General features: G+C 40.5%; 13 protein-coding genes. 3 read left to right on the plus strand and 10 right to left on the minus strand.

Annotated features, from left to right (window positions below):
• Positions 1 to 4 precede the first annotated feature (4 nt).
• The 8 genes from HUS62_RS14940 to HUS62_RS14975 form a co-directional block, all read right to left on the minus strand.
• Positions 5 to 1,219, minus strand: coding sequence for an EAL and HDOD domain-containing protein (locus tag HUS62_RS14940; RefSeq protein WP_054562379.1), 1,215 nt, complete (start codon positions 1,217 to 1,219; stop codon positions 5 to 7).
• Positions 1,220 to 1,310: 91 nt separating this feature from the next.
• Entirely contained in the window at positions 1,311 to 2,849 is a 1,539-nt protein-coding gene (locus HUS62_RS14945) for a glycogen synthase (RefSeq protein WP_175080156.1), read from the minus strand.
• Positions 2,850 to 2,972: 123 nt separating this feature from the next.
• Positions 2,973 to 4,274, minus strand: coding sequence for a glucose-1-phosphate adenylyltransferase (gene glgC, locus HUS62_RS14950; RefSeq protein ID WP_175080157.1), 1,302 nt, complete (start codon positions 4,272 to 4,274; stop codon positions 2,973 to 2,975).
• 18 nt (positions 4,275 to 4,292) lie between these two features.
• A complete protein-coding gene (locus tag HUS62_RS14955) occupies positions 4,293 to 6,815 on the minus strand; it encodes a glycogen/starch/alpha-glucan phosphorylase (protein ID WP_054562382.1) in 2,523 nt (840 codons plus the stop codon).
• Positions 6,808 to 8,865, minus strand: a complete 2,058-nt coding sequence (gene glgX, locus HUS62_RS14960) for a glycogen debranching protein GlgX (RefSeq protein ID WP_058584128.1) — start codon at positions 8,863 to 8,865, stop codon at positions 6,808 to 6,810. Before glgX ends, HUS62_RS14955 begins: the two co-directional genes overlap by 8 nt.
• Positions 8,855 to 11,092, minus strand: coding sequence for a 1,4-alpha-glucan branching protein GlgB (gene glgB / locus HUS62_RS14965; protein ID WP_175080158.1), 2,238 nt, complete (start codon positions 11,090 to 11,092; stop codon positions 8,855 to 8,857). Before glgB ends, glgX begins: the two co-directional genes overlap by 11 nt.
• Complete coding sequence (malQ, locus tag HUS62_RS14970; protein WP_175080159.1) at positions 11,092 to 13,068, minus strand: 4-alpha-glucanotransferase; 1,977 nt, start codon at positions 13,066 to 13,068, stop codon at positions 11,092 to 11,094. Before malQ ends, glgB begins: the two co-directional genes overlap by 1 nt.
• Before the next feature lie 8 nt (positions 13,069 to 13,076).
• Positions 13,077 to 13,376 carry an isoamylase early set domain-containing protein gene (locus tag HUS62_RS14975; protein ID WP_175080160.1) on the minus strand — a complete coding sequence of 100 codons (300 nt, stop codon included), beginning with the start codon at positions 13,374 to 13,376 and terminating at the stop codon, positions 13,077 to 13,079.
• A 1,277-nt stretch (positions 13,377 to 14,653) separates the two neighbouring features.
• Between HUS62_RS14975 and HUS62_RS14980 the strand changes: the two genes are divergently transcribed.
• On the plus strand, positions 14,654 to 16,456 hold the full coding sequence (locus HUS62_RS14980; protein WP_404936075.1) for a putative bifunctional diguanylate cyclase/phosphodiesterase: 1,803 nt from the start codon (positions 14,654 to 14,656) through the stop codon (positions 16,454 to 16,456).
• A 39-nt stretch (positions 16,457 to 16,495) separates the two neighbouring features.
• Complete coding sequence (locus HUS62_RS14985) at positions 16,496 to 17,419, plus strand: hypothetical protein (protein WP_175080162.1); 924 nt, start codon at positions 16,496 to 16,498, stop codon at positions 17,417 to 17,419.
• Here HUS62_RS14985 and HUS62_RS14990 read toward each other — a convergent pair.
• Positions 17,413 to 17,856: a hypothetical protein gene (locus HUS62_RS14990; RefSeq protein ID WP_175080163.1), complete on the minus strand. Its 444-nt coding sequence runs from the start codon at positions 17,854 to 17,856 to the stop codon at positions 17,413 to 17,415. The genes HUS62_RS14985 and HUS62_RS14990 overlap by 7 nt on opposite strands.
• Positions 17,857 to 17,927: 71 nt before the next feature.
• Entirely contained in the window at positions 17,928 to 18,356 is a 429-nt protein-coding gene (locus HUS62_RS14995; RefSeq protein ID WP_054554593.1) for an Lrp/AsnC family transcriptional regulator, read from the minus strand.
• Positions 18,357 to 18,560: 204 nt separating this feature from the next.
• On the opposite strand from HUS62_RS14995, the gene HUS62_RS15000 reads away from it, so the two are divergent.
• The gene (locus HUS62_RS15000; protein ID WP_175080164.1) at positions 18,561 to 19,766 is read left to right on the plus strand and encodes an aspartate aminotransferase family protein; all 1,206 of its coding nucleotides are present in this window, start codon (positions 18,561 to 18,563) and stop codon (positions 19,764 to 19,766) included.
• Positions 19,767 to 19,802 lie beyond the last annotated feature (36 nt).

Consider the following 19,802-nt stretch of genomic DNA (forward strand, 5'->3'; position numbering starts at 1 on the left):
TCCCTTATAGGTTTTGTCTGCAGCTATCGCTCCAATTTACCGCATTTTCGTATATCTTGGGAAGGTCAGCACTTTCAATACTTAGATAGGCAACAGCCTGTTCGAGTGCCCACCAACTGCCAGTTTCGTAAGCTTTGACGGTTTCTAGTATGTAATAGAGGATATTTTTTTCTTGCATGAGAGCAGCATGAATTTCGTCAGGAAACGGCAATCGATCCAATAGCTTTTCCATTGGCTGATCTAATATGGCATCGAGCAACGAAAACAGTCCCGTTAAAAATGCCTCACCAGTTTGTTGCTTAGCAACACGCTGCGCTATTAATTCGCAAAAGCGCGCTCTAACAACACAAAGCCGAGTAAGCTCGGCTGGTTTTGACTGGGCACTGTGGGCAGTAATAATTAGGCTAACAAACTTTTTCAGTCGTTCATGGCCTAAATATACAAGCGCTTGTTTTAGAGAGCCAATTTTGCTTTTAATAGGAAAAACGCCGCTATTAATTAAGCGCAGCAATTTATAAGCAAGTGCGGTATCTAACGAGAACAAGCCCGCAATTTCGCTTATATTTGGGTCTGGGCGCATGACTTCAGCATAAATTGATAATACCAGTGCGTAGTTGTAATCAATATCGCGATGCTGAATCATTTTAGGTTTAGCAAAGAAATAACCTTGGAAAAAATCAAAGCCCATTTTATAAGCTTTGTCGTAATCATCGGCTGTTTCAAGCTTTTCTGCCAAAAGCTTTATTTTTTTATGTTTTTTAAGCTTATTTACAACAGGGGCAATTTCTTCAAAGGGTGTTTGCTGAACATCAAACTTGATAAGACGAATAAGTTTTAAAAAGCGATCCCACTCAGGTTGGTAGACAAAATCATCCAGTGCCAACTTGTAGTTGTTGTGAAAAAGCTCGCGACAATATTCGTAATTTTCGTCGGTAGGTTCCATAGTTTCGAGTAACTCAATCACCACATCTTGAGTTGGCAAAAACGCGCAAAGGTCCAGCTTCAAAGACTCTGGACCTATATTAATTAATGCTTTTTTGCCCGACGTGATATGACGGGTACCTAAATTGAGCTGGTTTTCCATAATCAGCCGAGCCGTTGCCGTACTCTCTGACACATCAGGAAAACTATTTTTTAAACTATCTCTAAATAGTAGCTCATAGGCGACAACTTGTTGACGACGATTAAAGACCGCTTGCCTAGCAACAAATACAGCCACTTTACCTACTTTTTATATTTTATCTCACACTAAGTAATTAATAGCTGAAATTGACAAAAAAGTCACTTAATTACCATGAATCACGCATTTTTTATTGATATAAGCCTGATAAATAGCCTTCTGCAACGGATTGCCACGTAAAACGGGCACTTTTAGCCTGTTCACATATTGAACACCATTGTTCTGGTTGTGATTTTTTAAGCTCAAGCGCATCGCTAAAACTAGTAACAAGTTCGTAGCTTTGTGATGCTAAGCTCTCACCTTGAAAACTAAAACCACTCACATGATGCTCTACCGTATCACGCAAACCGCCAACACCGTGGACTAAACATGGCTGACCTGCTCGCATTGCTAACATCTGACTGATACCACATGGCTCAAACGAACTTGGCATTAAAAATAAATCGCCTAAGTGATACATATATTCGCCAACAAAATGTGCGTACCCTTTTAAAAATAGCAGGTTTTCTTGGCGAGCCATAACCGATGTCATAATTTGCTCAAGTTCAGCATTCCCTGAGCCTAAAATAATCATATAACCGTTATGTTGTTTTAAGCGCTGACACAGCTCATCTAACACCAGTCCTTTATCATAAGGCTGGCGAAGTAACAGTGCTTTTTGATCAGTTAAGCGACCCACACTGGTTACTAATGGTCCAGAAAAAGGCTGAGTTTTAAATTTAAGTAAGCGTTGATGCGCTATGTAATAGCTTGAATCTAATACCGGGCTTTTTGCCATCCATTGAAATAACGCATTTTCGGCATGTTGATAAAGGCTCGCTAAGCTAATGTCTTCAAGCTTCATTCCAGGGTATTCGCAACCATTAAGAATGCCCACTACGCGGCCTTGTTCATAAGCAGCTTGTAGGTCAGCTTCAAGTCCCTCACCACCAAAGAAGCCTTTTTCTGCATCACTTGGGCGCAATACTTCTTGGCAATAAGTTGGCGATACAAGGTGTACTTTATCCACCAGATTAATTGCACTGCGCATTGGGTTAAAACAATCAAAATAACGCGGATCGCATAACCGTTCGCCGTTATAACCCAGACTTGGGAACCAGGCTTCTAGGCTTGAGCTATCGCCTTTAAAAGGACGTATCCCTTGCAATGCAAGGTTATGTACTGTGTAAGCTAAAAATAAGTGCGATAGTTTTTTATAACGGCTGTCTGTTTTTAGTAATAGAGCAACACAGGCACTGTGCCAGTCATGTAAATGCACAACATCCGGCGTGCGGATAAGCCCTTGTAATAAAGCCTCGCAAACTGCAGCGTTGAAAAGAGCAAACTTACTTGCATCGGTTGCAAACGGGCGGCCTGGTTCATCATTACAATAAACAGCACCATTATGGCGACTAAATTCCCAATGAGATATAAGCAGTTGCGTTACACCTTCATCACTTTTAGCGAGCTTCCACACATCCAGTTTTTGCATTTGACCTGCAAATGGCACATGCACAACACCTATGTGATGACGCTCCAAATAATCAAAGCCATAATCAGGGATCACCACATCAACAGTAAGGCCTTTTTCTACTAACGCTTTAGGACAATCTCTAACAACATCCGCTACACCACCGACTTTTGCATTCGGTAATGCATCATTCTCTGCAGCTACCATCAATACATGCATGCTTTGCAGTACTCCATAAAACTGTTATACCAATCAGCAATAATACTTAATTAAGCGAATTGGTATTATTCAAATATAAATAAGGGAGGGACATGCCCTCCCTTTTTCATTTAACGCGATTGCTTAAGCAAGTCGTTTATTATCTTGCTCTTGTTGTTTTAACTTTTTTGCAAGTTCATTCAACATATCACGAGTTACCAACACAATCCCTTTTTTCGAGACTCTAAAGCCATTTTCTTTGTCAGCTTTGTGATCGTAGCCAATTTCTAGGCCTGCTGGGATCTCACAATTACGGTCAATAATAGCACGCCTAATCCGGCAATTTCGCTGTATTTTCGCACCAGGTAAAATCACAGACTCTTCAATTTCACAGAATGAGTGAACATATACATTCGAGAACAGCAGTGACTTTTTAACTTTAGAGCCAGAGATAATACAGCCACCCGAAACTGTTGAATCAACAGCCATTCCACGTCTGTCATCATCATCAAAAATAAACTTAGCAGGTGGTAACTGCTCCTGATAAGTCCAGATTGGCCATTTTGGATCATAAAGATCAAGCTGAGGCTCTGGCATTACCAGCTCCATGTTAGCTTCCCAGAATGAATCAAGCGTACCCACATCGCGCCAGTATGGTTGACCATCTGTGTTAGAGTCTCTAAACGGATATGCAAACACGTTATGCTCTTCGATGATAGCTGGGATGATATCGTGACCGAAATCACGGCCTGAGCCTTCCGTTTCTGCGTCTTTTTTCAATTGTTCAAATAAGAACTCAGTATTGAAAATATAGTTACCCATTGATGCTAAGCAGGTTCCTTGTTTACCCGGTACAGACGTTGGCTCAGCAGGCTTTTCATCAAAACGACGGACACGATTGCTTTCATCAACCGTCATTACACCAAATGTATCTGCAGCTTCTTCGCAAGGTACTTCAATACAACAAACCGTCATATCAGCACCTGTCTCAACATGTTTTGCCAACAAACCGCCGTAGTCCATACAATATACATGGTCACCAGAGAGGATCATGACATACTTAGGCAGTTCATGACGGATGATATCCATATTTTGAAATACCGCATCAGCTGTACCGCAATACCACTCGTCACCATATCGCTGAGATGCAGGTAAAATCTCTACAGATTCACCCAATTCTTTCTTAAAGTGACCCCATGCACGGTTTACGTGACGAATTAACGAGTGCGACTTATATTGAGTAGCAATACCAACTCGACGAATACCTGAATTAATACAATTCGACAATGGAAAGTCGATTATTCGGTGTTTACCACCAAAATAGACTGCTGGTTTAGCACGCCAGTCTGTTAATTCATGTAAACGTGAGCCACGTCCACCGGCAAGAATTAGGGCATACGTTTCTCTGGTTAAACTACTTATGTATCGGTTTGCATAACTTGGCATAACTCTCTCCGTCTTAAGCTAGCTGCTTTTCTTCTGTGTGTTTTGCTGTGCACTAGTGTCCAGTAATGGCTCCAAATGCCAGATATCTTCACTGTATTGACTAATGGTTCTATCGCTCGAAAACATGCCACTGGCTGCAGTATTCAAAATACTCATTTTGGTCCAGTGAGCAGTGTCTAAGTAGGCTTGTTCAACTTGCTCTTGCGCTTCGACGAAGCTGGCAAAATCATGAGCAACTAACCATGGATCGTGCGGGCTCTTAATCGCCGCAATAATGTCGTCAAATAAATTAGGCTCAAACAAATTGAAGTGACCGCTCTCAAGTAATTGCATTACTTTATAGAGGCTGTCAGTTTGGTGAATAATCTGCTCAGGATTATAGTGCGCTTTGATATCATCAATTTGCTCTGCACGTGCACCAAATAAGAAGAAGTTGTCAGCACCCACAGCATCACGAATTTCGATGTTAGCGCCATCTAACGTACCTATAGTCAATGCGCCGTTCATCATGAACTTCATGTTACCTGTGCCAGATGCTTCTTTACCTGCTGTAGAAATTTGCTCAGATAAATCCGTCGCTGGGCAAATAGTTTCCATTGCTGTCACGTTGTAATTAGGTAAAAAAGCAACTCTTAAATACGGTTTAGCAAGCGGATCTTTGTTGATCACTTCTGCTACGTTATTAATTAACTTAATAATTTTCTTCGCCATGTAGTAACCTGGTGCAGCTTTGCCGCCCAATAGCACACAACGAGGAACAATGTTTGCTGTATCGCCTTGGCGAATACGGTCGTAAAGGTGAATAACGTGCAATACGTTTAATAGCTGACGCTTATATTCGTGAATACGTTTCACTTGCACGTCAAACATCATTTCGGCATCAAACTCTACGCCACAGCGGTTTTTCACTAACTCAACAAGGCGTTGCTTATTGCTGTGTTTTACAGCTTGCCATTGTTTATGGAATTTAGGGTCGTCATATAAACGACGTACCTGACTAACTTTACTAAAATCTGCAACCCATTCATCACCAATATGTTGATTAAGCAGTTTAGCCAACTCAGGGTTACAATGTGCTAACCAACGACGAGGTGTTACACCATTGGTTTTGTTGTTGAATTTTTCAGGCCATAGCTGATAAAACTCATTGAATAGGCCCGCTTTAAGTAGCTCAGTGTGAAGTGCAGCCACACCATTCACCGAATAGCTACCAACAATCGCTAAATACGCCATGCGAATTTGTGGCTCAGGGCCTTCTTCGATAAGCGATAGCGCACGTTGTTTTTCAACATCACCTGGCCATGCTAACGCAACTTCAGCGAGGAAACGTGCATTGATTTCGTAGATAATTTCTAAAATACGCGGCAATAATCGAGCAAATAAAGATACTGACCACTTCTCTAATGCTTCAGGAAGTAAAGTGTGGTTTGTATAGGCCATGGTCTTAGTCGTGATAGACCAAGCTTCTTGCCAATCTAGCTCATACTCATCAACCAAAATACGCATAAGCTCAGCGACAGCAATACTTGGATGTGTATCGTTTAATTGAAAAACATGGTAATCAGCAAAATCAGAGAAGTCTTCGCCATGTTTGCTAACCCACGTGTCAATAATGTCTTGTAAGCTCGCTGATGATAAGAAGTACTGCTGACGTAAACGCAGTTCTTTACCGTTCTCACTGCTGTCATTCGGATAAAGAACCATGGTAATTTGTTCAGCTAAGTTTTTACGCGCTACTGCTTCTGAGTAACTACCCGCATTAAATTCGCTCAAATCAAATTCGTCTGTTGCTTCTGATTTCCATAAACGTAAGGTATTTACAATATCATTCTTGTAACCCGGAATTGGCACATCATAAGGCACAGCTAAAACATCATGAGAATCTAGCCATTGACGGTGCTCACGACCATATTTATCAGTATAACTTTCAACATGACCAAAGAATTTTACGCGCTTTGATTGCTCAGGTGCACTTAGTTCCCACGGGTGTCCCTCACGTAGCCAGTTATCTGGTTGTTCAATTTGATGACCATTTTCAATAGCTTGATTAAACATGCCGTATTCATAGCGAATACCATAACCAACCACAGGTAGTGCAAGGCTTGCACAGCTATCTAAGAAGCATGCAGCTAAGCGCCCTAAACCACCATTACCAAGGCCTGCATCATGCTCAGCCTCAGCAACTTGCTCGAGCTCTGTGCAGTATTCTTGTAACGCTTTAGCGACTTGCTCATCTAAGTCTAAGTTTAAAATCGCATTACCAAGGGCACGGCCCATTAAAAACTCAAGTGATAAGTAAGCTGTTTTACGGCGTTTTTGTTCATGGATTTGCTGTTTGGTCACACGGCAACGAGCAACTAATCGGTCACGAATAGTTAATGCTAATGCATGGTATAAATACAGCTGTGATTTACCCACTTTGTCACGCCCAAGGGTGTAATAAAAATGGCGTGATAAGTCATCATCTAGTGTACTTTCATCAACTGTAGGCGCATCCTGCCAGCCCTTTACAATACATACTTGATCGGCATTTTTAGCCATGATTTAGATCCTCTGAATTGGCGGTAAAAACCCAGCTGCTCATTGCAGCAATCTGGTGTTCCTTATCAACAAATTGTGCTGACATAGGATGAATGCTGGTCAGTGCTAACTGCCACTTTCCTTTATCTAAACTAGGAAGTTGGCACGTTACCGGCTCTGATCCTGCATTTAATATGATCAATAAAGCTTGATTTGTATGCTTGTCGGTCAGGCTGTATATCAACACTTGGCGATCACCTTGATGCCAATCGTCTTGTTGCATATTGGAGCCTGATTCGGTGAACCACGCGACTTCATAACGTGGGTCATTATCGTGAACAAAAAAGCGGTGTTTAAAAATGCTGAACTGCTTACGAATGCGCAGTACATCGTCAATAAATCGAGTTAGAGGATGACTGAATTGAGAGTCCTTCCATGCAAGCCAGCTTGTACGATTGTTTTGACAATAGGCGTTGTTGTTACCACCTTGTGAGTGTGCCATTTCGCTTCCTAATGAAAGCATAGGCACGCCTTTAGAAAGTAACAAAGTTAACAGCATATTTTTTTGTTGTTGTAAGCGTAATTTGCTCACTTGTGGATCGTTGGTAAACCCTTCGACACCACAATTGAATGAGTGATTGCCACTGTGGCCATCACGATTTTGCTCACCATTGGCTTCGTTGTGTTTATGCTCGTAGCTGACTAAATCAGCAAGCGTGAAGCCATCATGACTGGTGATGAAATTAATACTGTTAAGTGGCCCACGTAGGTTGTGCTCAAACAAGTCAAACGAACCATGTAAACGTTTTGCAAGCTCGCCAATTACGCCCTGCTCTTGTTTCCAAAAGCGTCTTATCGTATCGCGATACTTATCATTCCATTCACGCCAAGGCGCAGGAAAAGCCCCTAATTGGTATCCACCGGGGCCAATATCCCACGGCTCTGCAATCAGTTTAACTTGGCTTAGTACTGGGTCTTGATTAATCGCTTGGAAAAACGCATGCGCCTGATTAAAACCATTTGGGTTACGCGCTAAAATGGTCGCTAAGTCAAAACGAAAGCCATCGACTCCCATCACTTCAACCCAATAACGCAAGCTATCAAGTACCAGCTGTAAAGAGCGAGGCGAATCAATATTTACGGTGTTACCACAGCCGGTATCATTAATATAATGCTGGGGTTTATCAGCAACGGTGCGGTAGTAACCTAGATTGTCTAAGCCACGTAGCGACAAGATAGGTCCATCTGTGCCCGCCTCTGCAGTGTGGTTATAAACCACATCGAGTATTACTTCGATATCTGCTTTGTGAAGCGCCGCCACCATTTCTTGAAACTCGCTAATATCATCATTAACCAGATACTCTTTATGCGGTGTAAAGAAATTAAGTGTGTTGTAGCCCCAGTAGTTTTGTAAGCCTTTGGCTGTTAAAAACTGCTCACTGATAAAAGCATGAACGGGTAATAACTCTAAGCAAGTCACACCAATAGTACGTAGATGTTCAATAAAGCTAGGGTGGCTTAAACCTAAAAATTTACCTTGTAACGGTTTTGGGATCTCAGGGTGGCGGCATGTTGCACCAACCACATGACACTCATAAATAACCGTTTTTCCCCAGCAATGATTGGGTTTTTTACCTGTGTAAGGTGCCAGTTCACGGACACGTGATTTTGGCATATCAATGGCATTATTAACCTGACTTAACTTTCCTACAGGCATTTGCCCATAGTGACGTTCACTCCAGGTAAACTCACCATACAAATCTCGAGCATACGGGTCTAACAGCAATTTGTGATTATTAAAAAATAGTCCTTTTTCGGGTGCGTACTCACCATCAGCCCGAAAGCCATACAAGGCGCCACTTTTCAAAGGGCTCACTTTTAGTGTCCAAATACCGCCTTCATTCATATGCATCGCAAGGGTAAGAATTTCTGAATGACCGCTGCTATCAAATAAGCACAGAGACATATGTTGTGCTTGTGGTGCGTACACAGCAAAGTTTACGCCCTCACCAACAACAGACGCCCCTAAAGGTGAGCTCACACCGACTTCTAGTTCGACACTATGACTCATCGCTCACCTTCTTAAGGTAAATTGTCGCAAGGCCAGGCAAAGAAACACTAATGCTTTGATTAAAGCCATGACTTTCTTTCGCTTGGCTTACAATTATTTGCTCTGCATGATTAGTTGCTTCAACGCCGGAACCAAAATAATCCTCTTTGTCGGTATTCAAAATAACTTGATAGGTACCAGCTTTTGGCATACCAATCACGTAGTCGTGATACACCTGCGGCGTTAAATTACAGATCACCACCACAAAATCTTCAACTTTTTTTGCATAGCGAATAAAGCTAAACATACTTTGCTCAGCATTATTGCTATCAAGCCACGCAAAACCCGCAGGGCTGGTATCCTGCTCGTATAAAGCTGGCGTGCTAGTGTATACAGCATTTAAATCTTTAATCGTTTGCTGCATGCCTCTGTGACTAATATGTTCAAGTAAATGCCAATCAAGCGATTGGTCGTGATTCCACTCTTTACGCTGGGCGATTTCTGCACCCATAAACAATAATTTTTTACCTGGATGCGCCCACATAAAGGCATAGTATGCACGTAAATTTGCAAACTTTTGCCAGTCGTCCCCTGGCATTTTTTCAATTAATGAGCCTTTACCATGCACCACTTCATCATGGCTAAGCGGTAGAATGTAATTCTCACTGTAGGCGTAAACCATCGAAAACGTCATTTCATGGTGGTGATGCGAACGGTAAATGGAATCGCGCTGCATATAATGCAAACTGTCGTTCATCCAGCCCATGTTCCACTTATAACCAAAACCTAAACCATCATGGTCTACTTGGCGCGTAACACCTGGCCATGCTGTTGACTCTTCGGCCACCATCATAATGCCCGGATTTTTTGCATAGCAGCGCATATTGACTTGTTTTAAGCACTCAATGGCGCCTAAGTTTTCTCTGCCACCGAATTGATTTGCAACCCATTGCCCTTCTTCACGGCTATAGTCTAGATAAAGCATTGAGGCAACCGCATCAACGCGTAAACCATCAATGCCAAATTCATGCAGCCAATACATTGCATTCGCAATTAGGAAGCTACGAACCTCTGCGCGATCATAATTGTAGATATAGGTATTCCAATCAGGGTGAAAACCTTGCCTAACATCAGCATGTTCGTATAGATGGGTGCCATCAAAACGATGTAAACCATGGGGATCACTTGGGAAATGACCTGGTACCCAGTCAAGAATAAGGCCAATATCGGCTTCGTGACATTGCTCGACGAAGTAAACAAAATCTTCAAAGCTGCCATAGCGACTGGTCGGGGCAAACAATCCAACAGGTTGATAACCCCAAGAACCATCAAATGGGTACTCGCTGATTGGCATTAATTGTAGATGCGTAAAACCGAGCTCTTTTGTGTAAGGAATAAGATTATCAGCAAGTTCACGCCATGTGAGATAGCGCTCACCATCATCTCGTCTTTGCCAAGAACCCGCATGCACTTCATAAATACTAACAGGCGCATCAATACTGTTTCGTTTTGCACGATTTGCTAACGCCTTTTCAGAAAGCTGAATACCTGTTTTTAGCTTTTGTAGTACTGACGCCGTACCCGGTGCTTGTTGCATCTTAAACGCAAAGGGATCGGCTTTATCAAGCACTTCTCCGGTTAGAGTGGTGATAGCAAATTTATAGCATTGATGCTCTTTAAGCCCAGGAATAAATAACTCCCATACCCCACTGGCAGGATGAAAACGCATAAAATGGCGATTACGCTGCCAATAGTTAAATTCACCAATAACCGATACACTACTGGCATTCGGCGCCCACACTGTAAAGCGAACACCATCAACGCCTTGTTGAGTCACAAAATGTGCACCAAAATGTTGATACGCATGCTCTAAACTGCCTTCATTAAACAGATACATTGCCTGTTCATCTAAGCTGCTTTCAAAGCTGTACTCATCGTATTGTTGATGAGTAAATTCATTGCTATAGCTAACATCTAGCTGGTAGTCAGGCTTAGTTTTTGATTTGATATTTGCGATAAATAAATTACTATCACCTTGTTGCTGCGCAACGATTTTTTCTGTACCAAGCAGAATCGAAACACTGCTTGCGCCAGGCAAAAAGCAACGAATTTCATAGCTTGTAGGGCCACTTTTATGCGCCCCAAGAAAGCTGAAAGGATCTCTAAAACAACCACTGGCTAATGCATCGATTTGTTTTTGGTAAATAACAGGTTGTGCACTTTGCTCTTGACGAACACGACTTCGCATTATTGATTCCTTATCGAGATTAAATTGGCTAAGAATGACTGTTGCGCTTCGATAATCTGCGCCGCTGGACGCGACAATAAACGCCGCCAATTTGGGTATTCTTTATCAGTACCGGGGATATTTACAGGCAGTATTTGCTGATCTAAGTCATCTATTTGAATAGTAAATAGCTTTGCTGGTGCTGCCGCTAATGAGGATGCCAACGCTTCATAAACCGTAAAGGCATCTGTTTCTAACGATAAATGCTGATTTGACTCTCGTGCTATAAAATTAAGCATACGATGCTTTTCAATGTTTCTCGCATCGAATTGAGCCCGAGTTTGCCCATCATCAAGCAAACCATATTGTTGTTTAATCGTAATATCATGGCCAATCCACCAGCCTTTGAATGGTGGTACGTCATGGTTAGCTATCATTAAAAGACTATGAGGAGCAAAATGCGCAGCCGCTAAAAACTCACCTTGGTGATCCTTTTCAAAGTAGAACAACCCGTTTGAATAGATTGCACTTGCTTTAAGTGCTTCACGCACTTCATTAGGTACAACACCTAAATCTTCGCCAATCACCACACATTGATTGAGGTGAGATTCAATCTTTAGAATTGCTAATAGTTGTTCAAAGGGATAATAGACATAACAACCATCTTGCTGGGAGTTATTTTCAAAACACCACCAAAGTCGGCGTATCGCCATAACGTGGTCAATTCTAAGACCACCAACATCTTCCATATTGGCGCGGATAAGTGAGCGATAAACAGCAAAATTGTCTTTACTTAACTTTTGTGGATTAAGTGCCGGTAAGCCCCAATTCTGACCATGTTCAGCCCAAGGGTCTGGCGGAGCTCCAACATGTGCATTTTCGGCAAATAATTCATTTTGGCTCTTGAACTCACTACCATCACCTGCACAGCCAACGGCTAAGTCATTAATAAGGCCAATTGCCATACCACTGTCACGTGCAGCTTGCTGGCAGATATTTAATTGAAGGTGAGCTTGCCATTGTAAATAGCTAGCATAATCACGGTCCCCAACCAACATGGTCGACAGGCTGTGTTTATGGGTTTCACAAAAACGAGTGAACTGCTGTTTTCGCTCTGCTGAGCCAAATTCACAAAAGTGTTGATATAAACAGCTAAACACTTGATATTTAAAGTCACTAACCGATGTATAATCAATGTAAGTTGCATCGGTTTGCGGTTTATCCGCTAACAATTTAATAAGTGCATTATTATTTTTGGCGTCTTCGCATAATGACACTGCAATATACAGCGGGTTCAATAACGCTCGGCTATTTGGACTATAAGGACTCGCCCTCTCTGGGCTGTGTTCAAACAGTAAATGCAGCGGATTAAGCAACACATAATCCATGTTTTTCGTCGCTGCTGCTTTAATAAGCTTTGTTAAGTCAGCGAAGTCACCAACTCCTAACCCCTCTTCATTACATAAGCTATAAAGCTGAATGGATAAGCCCAAACGCTTTTTGTCATCAATAGAGAAGCTTTCTTTAGGTGTGATCCATAGCTGACTGTGAGATTGCTGATCTGCCACAGTAATGAGGGCATCATGATAACCAATTGGCATTTCAGGAACTGGCAATGCAAGCTCAAGATAACGAATGCCGTTTAGGCCATAATCACCAAGAACAGCTAAACCTTGTAAGTTTTCACAAGTAAAATGAATATCAAGCGAAGGCACGCTTAGAGTACATGAACGTGATAATAAACGCTCATCAACGCGTACTTTCAAAATTGGGTGGTGTGCCTCAATAATGCTTGTATGAGGCAACAAATTCAGCCATGTACCTGCATCTAATGCAAAATTAAGTTGGTTAATTGCATCAGTATCTTGAGTGTCTACACCACAACAACTAAGCGCCTGCATGCGTGTACTTTCATCGAAAATAACATGCTCACCAGTGTATTTAGTATATTCATAGCCTATGCCATGCAGGTAATATAACTGCGAAAGTGACTGCATCAAAACACCTAAGCGCGTTGGGTATTAACAATGCTGTTGTCAGTACCAAAACCGTTAGGAATATAACCATCAGCTTGGTGGTCATTGTCCCATGTTTCGCCATTGATTAAGTAACGGAAGTGGAATTCTTGATCAAGCGGTAAGCGCTGCTTGCATTTGAATACTTGTTCTTTTTTATTAAACTTCATAGGCACTGGCTGCCAATCTGTAAACTCAGCAACTAATTGCACTTCATCAGCGTCAGGGTGTTGGAATTCAAAGGTAACTTCGGTTTCGTCTTTAGTCTTAAAAAAACGTTTACTTAACATAGTGGGCTCCAATTCAACCAATTGGTAAATTAATCCTTGCCACAGTACCGCATTCAACGACTTATTAAGCGGAAGCTGTGCGTTTCAGGTATCAAAACTTGTTTACTAAACATCAATTTCGTATCTAGTAAATCAAACCTATATTTACGCATTATGACAGTGCAACTGTTTATTTTTCGCACCAAGGGAGTGCAAAAAACACACAAAACCTACAACAATCATATTGCTGTGTTATTACGAGCAATAACTGAACCAAGTTGATAATAAAATATACTTTATTTTCAGTACCTTTTTTATCAGCTATCATCGCAACTTATAAAAAGTAGATAACAATTTAGGTTGGGTAAAGTGAATAAAATTGAAGTGATAAATTAGAGTAAACACACTAAAAGAGACACTACTTTATTTTCCAAAAACACATTGCCAATAATCTACAAAAATAATACCTTTATTCTTTTTGTATAGAACTAAGAGCCAGATAAAACACCTTTTCAATTCTTAGTGATTATTAACTCTCACATACAAACTAAAAACAATTTAACCTTTAAAACCAACCGTCAATTAAAACTCCAATTAACGCTTTTAAAAACTATCCCAATACAAATATAAAAACAATAAGCATAATAGCGTAAATATAAATAAAAACCCCAGCCTACAAAAGAAGGGAAAGCGCTACTTTTTAGCTGTGTGATAGCAAATTGTTCTTACAGTAATATTCATGAAAAAAGAGCTTTTCTCTTTAAAAAGCCGCAGCTCTACTACTCTCAAAGAATAATAGCGAAAAAGATAAAATATAATTACAAACATCTAATTAATAAAGAAAAAACAAAGGGTTAGCTTTCTAACCAGAAATCAAACTTTGGATTTAACTTATTAAATCAACTAAAGCTAGCTATCGTTTGTTTGGATTAACTTCCTAAATTATTACTTAGGAAAAAGCAATAAAACAACATAAAAGTAGCAATCAGTTTTTTCAATATAAATACATTTACCTATAAAGCTAACGCTAAACACTATGAATTTTCACATTCCGTTATCATCCAAACCCCAAAGTATGAGAAAGGCTTTGTCTATCTCAGTCACACGCAATATACTAACTTCATTCACTGGTGAGGTTTTATGGTAAAACAATAACACCATAACGGTAGTAATTTATGGCCAATGCTCTTCGAATTTTATCTATAAGTATTATAACTTTAATAGCTTTTATATATGGCTTAAATATCTTTTTGACCAAACAGGTCAATGATTTGGTATACGCCCCTAAAGGCATTGAAATGTTTATCTTTGCACAAGAGCAAGTAAATGTTGTTGCTGCTCCTTGGTATAATATTGTTTTAAGTGGTCAGCACTTAATTTACAGTAACGAAACCGCTTATATTGTAATTCAAACCACTGCCGACTCTGTGATAACAGCCAGCGCTTCAGATCTTGTATTACTCACATTACTAGCGCCTGTTAACATTATCATGCTGCTATTACTTGTATTAGCTGTCAGTTGGCTAGTAAATTTAAGATTTCAAAATAGTCAGGAAAAATACACTCTTAAAGTACTCAATAGTCAAGCTAAAGAGTTACTCACTAGTCTAAATGTAGCAACCAGCACAACTCATACAAAACATAGCCAACTTGATCAACTACAGACAAATTTTCAATCCCTGAATACATACATTACTAATTACACTCGTGAATCTGAAGTCAGTATTTATCAGGATAAGTTAACTCATTTAATTGACCGCCATGCGTATATCGAGCATCTCGCTAAACAGCTGCGGCTTGCTGAAATGGATCAGTTTAGTTGCGCATTACTATTCATTGACTTAGATGGATTTAAACAGGTTAATGATTCATTTGGGCACAGTTTTGGTGATGACGTATTAATCCAAGTAGCGACGCGTTTAAGCAATGTTTTACGCCATCATAAAATTAGTAATTTATCTCCAATAAGCCAGTTAGAGCAAAACTTAGCACGTCTTGGAGGTGATGAATTTTCAATTTTCATTAACTTAAAAGGTGATAGAAACAAAGGATTAGAAGTTGCGCAAAATGTGTTACAAGAAATTGAACGTGATTTTGTATTAGGAAATAAATTAATAAAAATTAGTGCCAGCATTGGTATCGCTGTGTACCCAGATAGCGCTTCCACCCCGCAAGCATTACTGCAAATGGCTGACGTTGCCATGTACCGCGCCAAAACAGATGGTCGTGGCATTTTTAAAGTCTATTCTCCTGAAATGGGCAAAAAGATTCGACGCTATCATTACTTGCTAGAGGAAATGCGTCTTGCCATTGCTAGCAGTAATTTTCACATGTCTTTTCAACCGATTGTACACGTCGACGATTGTGCCATTGATTATTTTGAAGCGTTAGTTCGCTGGGATCACCCAGTTGAAGGCTCAATTACGCCTGACGAATTTATACCCATTGCCGAAGAATCAAACTTAATACTAGAGCTCGGTGATTGGATTATGCTTGAGTCATGTAGACAGATGTCGGCTTGGTACAATGCCGGAATGAAAAAAGTCGCTATTTCCGTGAATATATCTGGCGTGCAATTAAAGCATTACGATATTTATGAATGGGTCATGGAGAAACTTGCCAAAACAGGGCTGCCTGCAAAAGCATTAATGCTGGAAATAACAGAATCAACCTTAATTAAGGCCAGCAATAAAATTATTCAATCATTAGAAAAACTTAGGGGAGAAGGTATAACCATTGCGATTGATGATTTTGGCACAGGCTTCAGCTCATTAAGTACTCTTGCAGACTTACCTATTGATGTCATTAAACTTGATAAACTGTTTGTCTCACAGGCAAACGACAACCTTAAATACAATGAAATCATGCATTCAATCAGCGAACTTGGCAGTAAACTTGGTCTGAAAGTAGTGGCCGAAGGAGTTGAAGAGATAGCCCAATTTGAATTAGTAAAATCAATGGGTATAAATTGTATCCAAGGCTATTTAGTCAGCCATCCAGAGTCTTCAGTTAATGTTGGCCATAAAGTATTGCAAGATAACATTAACTTTATGTCTGTTACCGGAACAGGGGTTTGGAATATACAGCAGCCGCTTAAGTAAGTTATAATAATCACATTATTCAAAGCCACTTCCTTGTTAATGTTAAAAAAAAGCTTACTTACGGTTTTTATCTTGTCAGTCACCATTATTGGAGTACTGGTTGGCTCTTCTATTTATACCCTTTACAGCAAAAAACGTTTAACTGTAGACCCAAAACTGAGAGAAATCTCCGGTATTGAATTTGATAAATTTAATCGGCTTTGGGCTATTAATGACAGCGGTGACCAGCCAAAACTATACCGTCTTAATGAAGATGGCTCTATAGCAAAAGAAATTTTGGTAACCAATGCTAAAAACATTGACTGGGAAGACATGACACAAAACAAATTTGGTCACTTCTTCTTAGGGGACTTTGGCAATAATAAAAACGATAGAAAATGGTTAACCATTTATAAAATAGAAAACCCTATCGATATCAAAACCGACACCACAGAAGCAGAGATAATCAAGTTTACTTATCCTGAAATGGACGGCAGCCCAATTCAACCCGATCAACGTAATTTTGATTTAGAAGCCTTTGTTGCCCTTGGCCGACACCTTTATTTATTTACCAAAAATCGTACTGAACCATTTGATGGAATCACAAAAGTGTATAAAGTTGGCGATCATGCAGCTAACTTTGATGCACAATTAATAGACTCGTTCCAAACTTGCACTACAATGGAAAAACTTTGTTGGATCACATCTGCGGCTCTTAGCCCTGATAGAACCAAATTAGTTTTACTTGATTCCACTAGCATTTGGTTATTTGAAAACTATCAAGGTGATAAGTTTTTTTCTGGTGATGTATCACGTATTGACTTAGGCATTGTTACGCAAAAAGAAGCAATCACTTTTTACGATGACAATACGATTGTCTTTACGGATGAGGAATTTAAAGGCATTGGCGGTAATGCCTATGTTATAAAGCTCGATGAAGTCGAAAAGAAGGTCATCCGCAAAGCGCCCAAAACCAATCAATAAGCCAGCGCATTTTTAAACACTTTTTTAAGCTCTTGTGTGGTGTTAACTTCGACTTCAATTTTCCGATTTGTTAATTGATACCAATCAGCCTGATGACTCCCTCTTACGACGCCATAACGAAGCTCGTGTTCGGCTATTGAAGCCGAATCTACATGGGTAAACCAGTACCAGTTTTCTAAAAACATCGGGGCAGAAAGCTCACCATACTCTTGCATTTGTGATAACAGGTTTGCGGTAAAGTAACCATCGAGCCGATTTAGCTGCACTTCCCTTTTAGCCCTTAACCAAGGTAAATTCTGCAAGTGAAATGACACATTAATTTGCTTGAAAATACATTCAACATGCGTAATTGCGTTGTGTGGTGCGTTAATTGGTAAGTTAGTACCTAACTGAAAAGGCTGAGCTACAGTGAGTGACAGCAATAATGAAGCAAGCATCAATACAAGCCTAAATAACTAACGAGTAACAGTTATTATAGACAAAAGAAGCGGTTTTACCTGATTAAGGGTTAACGCTTAAACTTCGTTTCTAAAATCACCGACGACGTTGTTCGCTCTACGCCATCTAAATTACCAATGTCATCTAATAAGTGGCTCAGCTTTTCAAGGTTTTGTGCTTGCACAACAGCAATCAAATCAAATTCACCACTAATTGCGTAGAGCTGTGAAATAGCATCAATCTGCTTTAGTTCAAGGTTCGTTTTGGTGGTCAGTTTTTGTTTCACTTTAATCGAAACGTGGGCCGATACCATTTGGCTCAAATAGGCGTCACCATAGTCTACGCTGTAGCCTTTGATCACCCCTGTTTCTTCTAATTTCAACATTCTGCTTTGAACAGTTGAGCGCGATAAATTAAGCGCTCTCGCTAGGTCAGAAATACTCGCACGCGCGTTGGTTCTTAAGATAGCTAATAGTTTTTCATCTTGTGAAGTTATCACTTTGACTACTCTTTTCGTTAATTTGCTTTTTATTTTAGTCATTTTTCACAAAATAGCACTGCAAATTTAAGTCCCTAACCCAGATAATAAGAAAAATAGATAAGAAAAATAATCTAATCGTGCTTAATTAGGCAGGAACGGCTTAACTGACCTATTTTTTGCAATTTAACTTTTTTCATACTAAGCCAGATTTAGGTGCAACAAATGCAAGTAACAAGAGAACTTTTTAACGACGTAATGGTACCAAACTACAACCCATCAGAGGTGATTCCTGTTCGCGGTGAAGGCTCACGTGTGTGGGATCAAAACGGTAAAGAATTTATCGATTTTGCAGGTGGTATTGCCGTTAATTGTTTAGGCCATTGTCACCCAGCTCTTGTCAATGCCCTAAAAGAGCAAGGCGAAAAAATTTGGCACTTATCAAACGTAATGACTAACGAGCCTGCACTTCGCTTAGCTAAAAAGTTAACTGACGCTACATTTGCAGATAAAGTGTATTTTGCAAACTCAGGTGCAGAAGCTAACGAAGCGGCATTAAAATTAGCGCGTCGTTGGGCATTAGATGTACACGGCGAGCAAAAGAACCAAATCATCGCGTTTAACAAAGGTTTCCACGGTCGTACATTCTTCACTGTTACCGTAGGTGGTCAAGCTGCTTACTCAGATGGTTTCGGCCCTAAGCCTGCTGCTGTAGATCACTGTGATTATAACGATTTAGCTGCGTTTGAAGCGCTTATCAGCGACAACACATGTGCCGTGATGATGGAGCCACTACAAGGTGAAGGCGGCATCATTTCGCCAACGAGCGATTTTATCAAAGGTGTTCGCGCATTATGTGATAAACACAATGCTTTACTTATTTTTGATGAAGTACAAACAGGCGTTGGCCGTACAGGTGATTTATACGCATACCAAGGTTTAGATGTAACGCCAGACATCCTAACTACAGCAAAAGCGTTAGGCGGTGGTTTCCCAATTGGTGCGATGATCACAACAACTAGCATTGCAGAGCATTTAAAAGTAGGCACACATGGTTCAACTTACGGTGGTAACCCACTTGCATGTGCTGTAGCAGAAGCGGCTTTTGATACTGTGAATAGCGAAGAAGTACTTGCTGGTGTTAAAGAGCGTGAACAACTTTTACGCGATGGCTTTGCAGCAATCAACGAAAAATACGACGTATTTAGTGAAGTACGTGGTAAAGGTCTATTATTAGGTGCGGTTCTTAACAGCAAATTCGAAGGCCGTGCACGTGACTTCCTAGTAGCAAGCACTAAACACGGGTTAATGAGCCTTGTTGCTGGTACAAACGTTGTGCGCTTTACGCCATCTTTAGTGATTCCATTAGAGGATATCAAAGAAGGTTTAGCTCGCTTTGAAAAAGCGGTTGCAGACGTTGTAAACGGTTAATCCTAGTTGGCGCATGCTTTAGCATGCGCCATTGGA

The sequence above is a fragment of the Pseudoalteromonas sp. 0303 genome, from assembly GCF_013349995.1.
GTDB lineage: Bacteria > Pseudomonadota > Gammaproteobacteria > Enterobacterales > Alteromonadaceae > Pseudoalteromonas.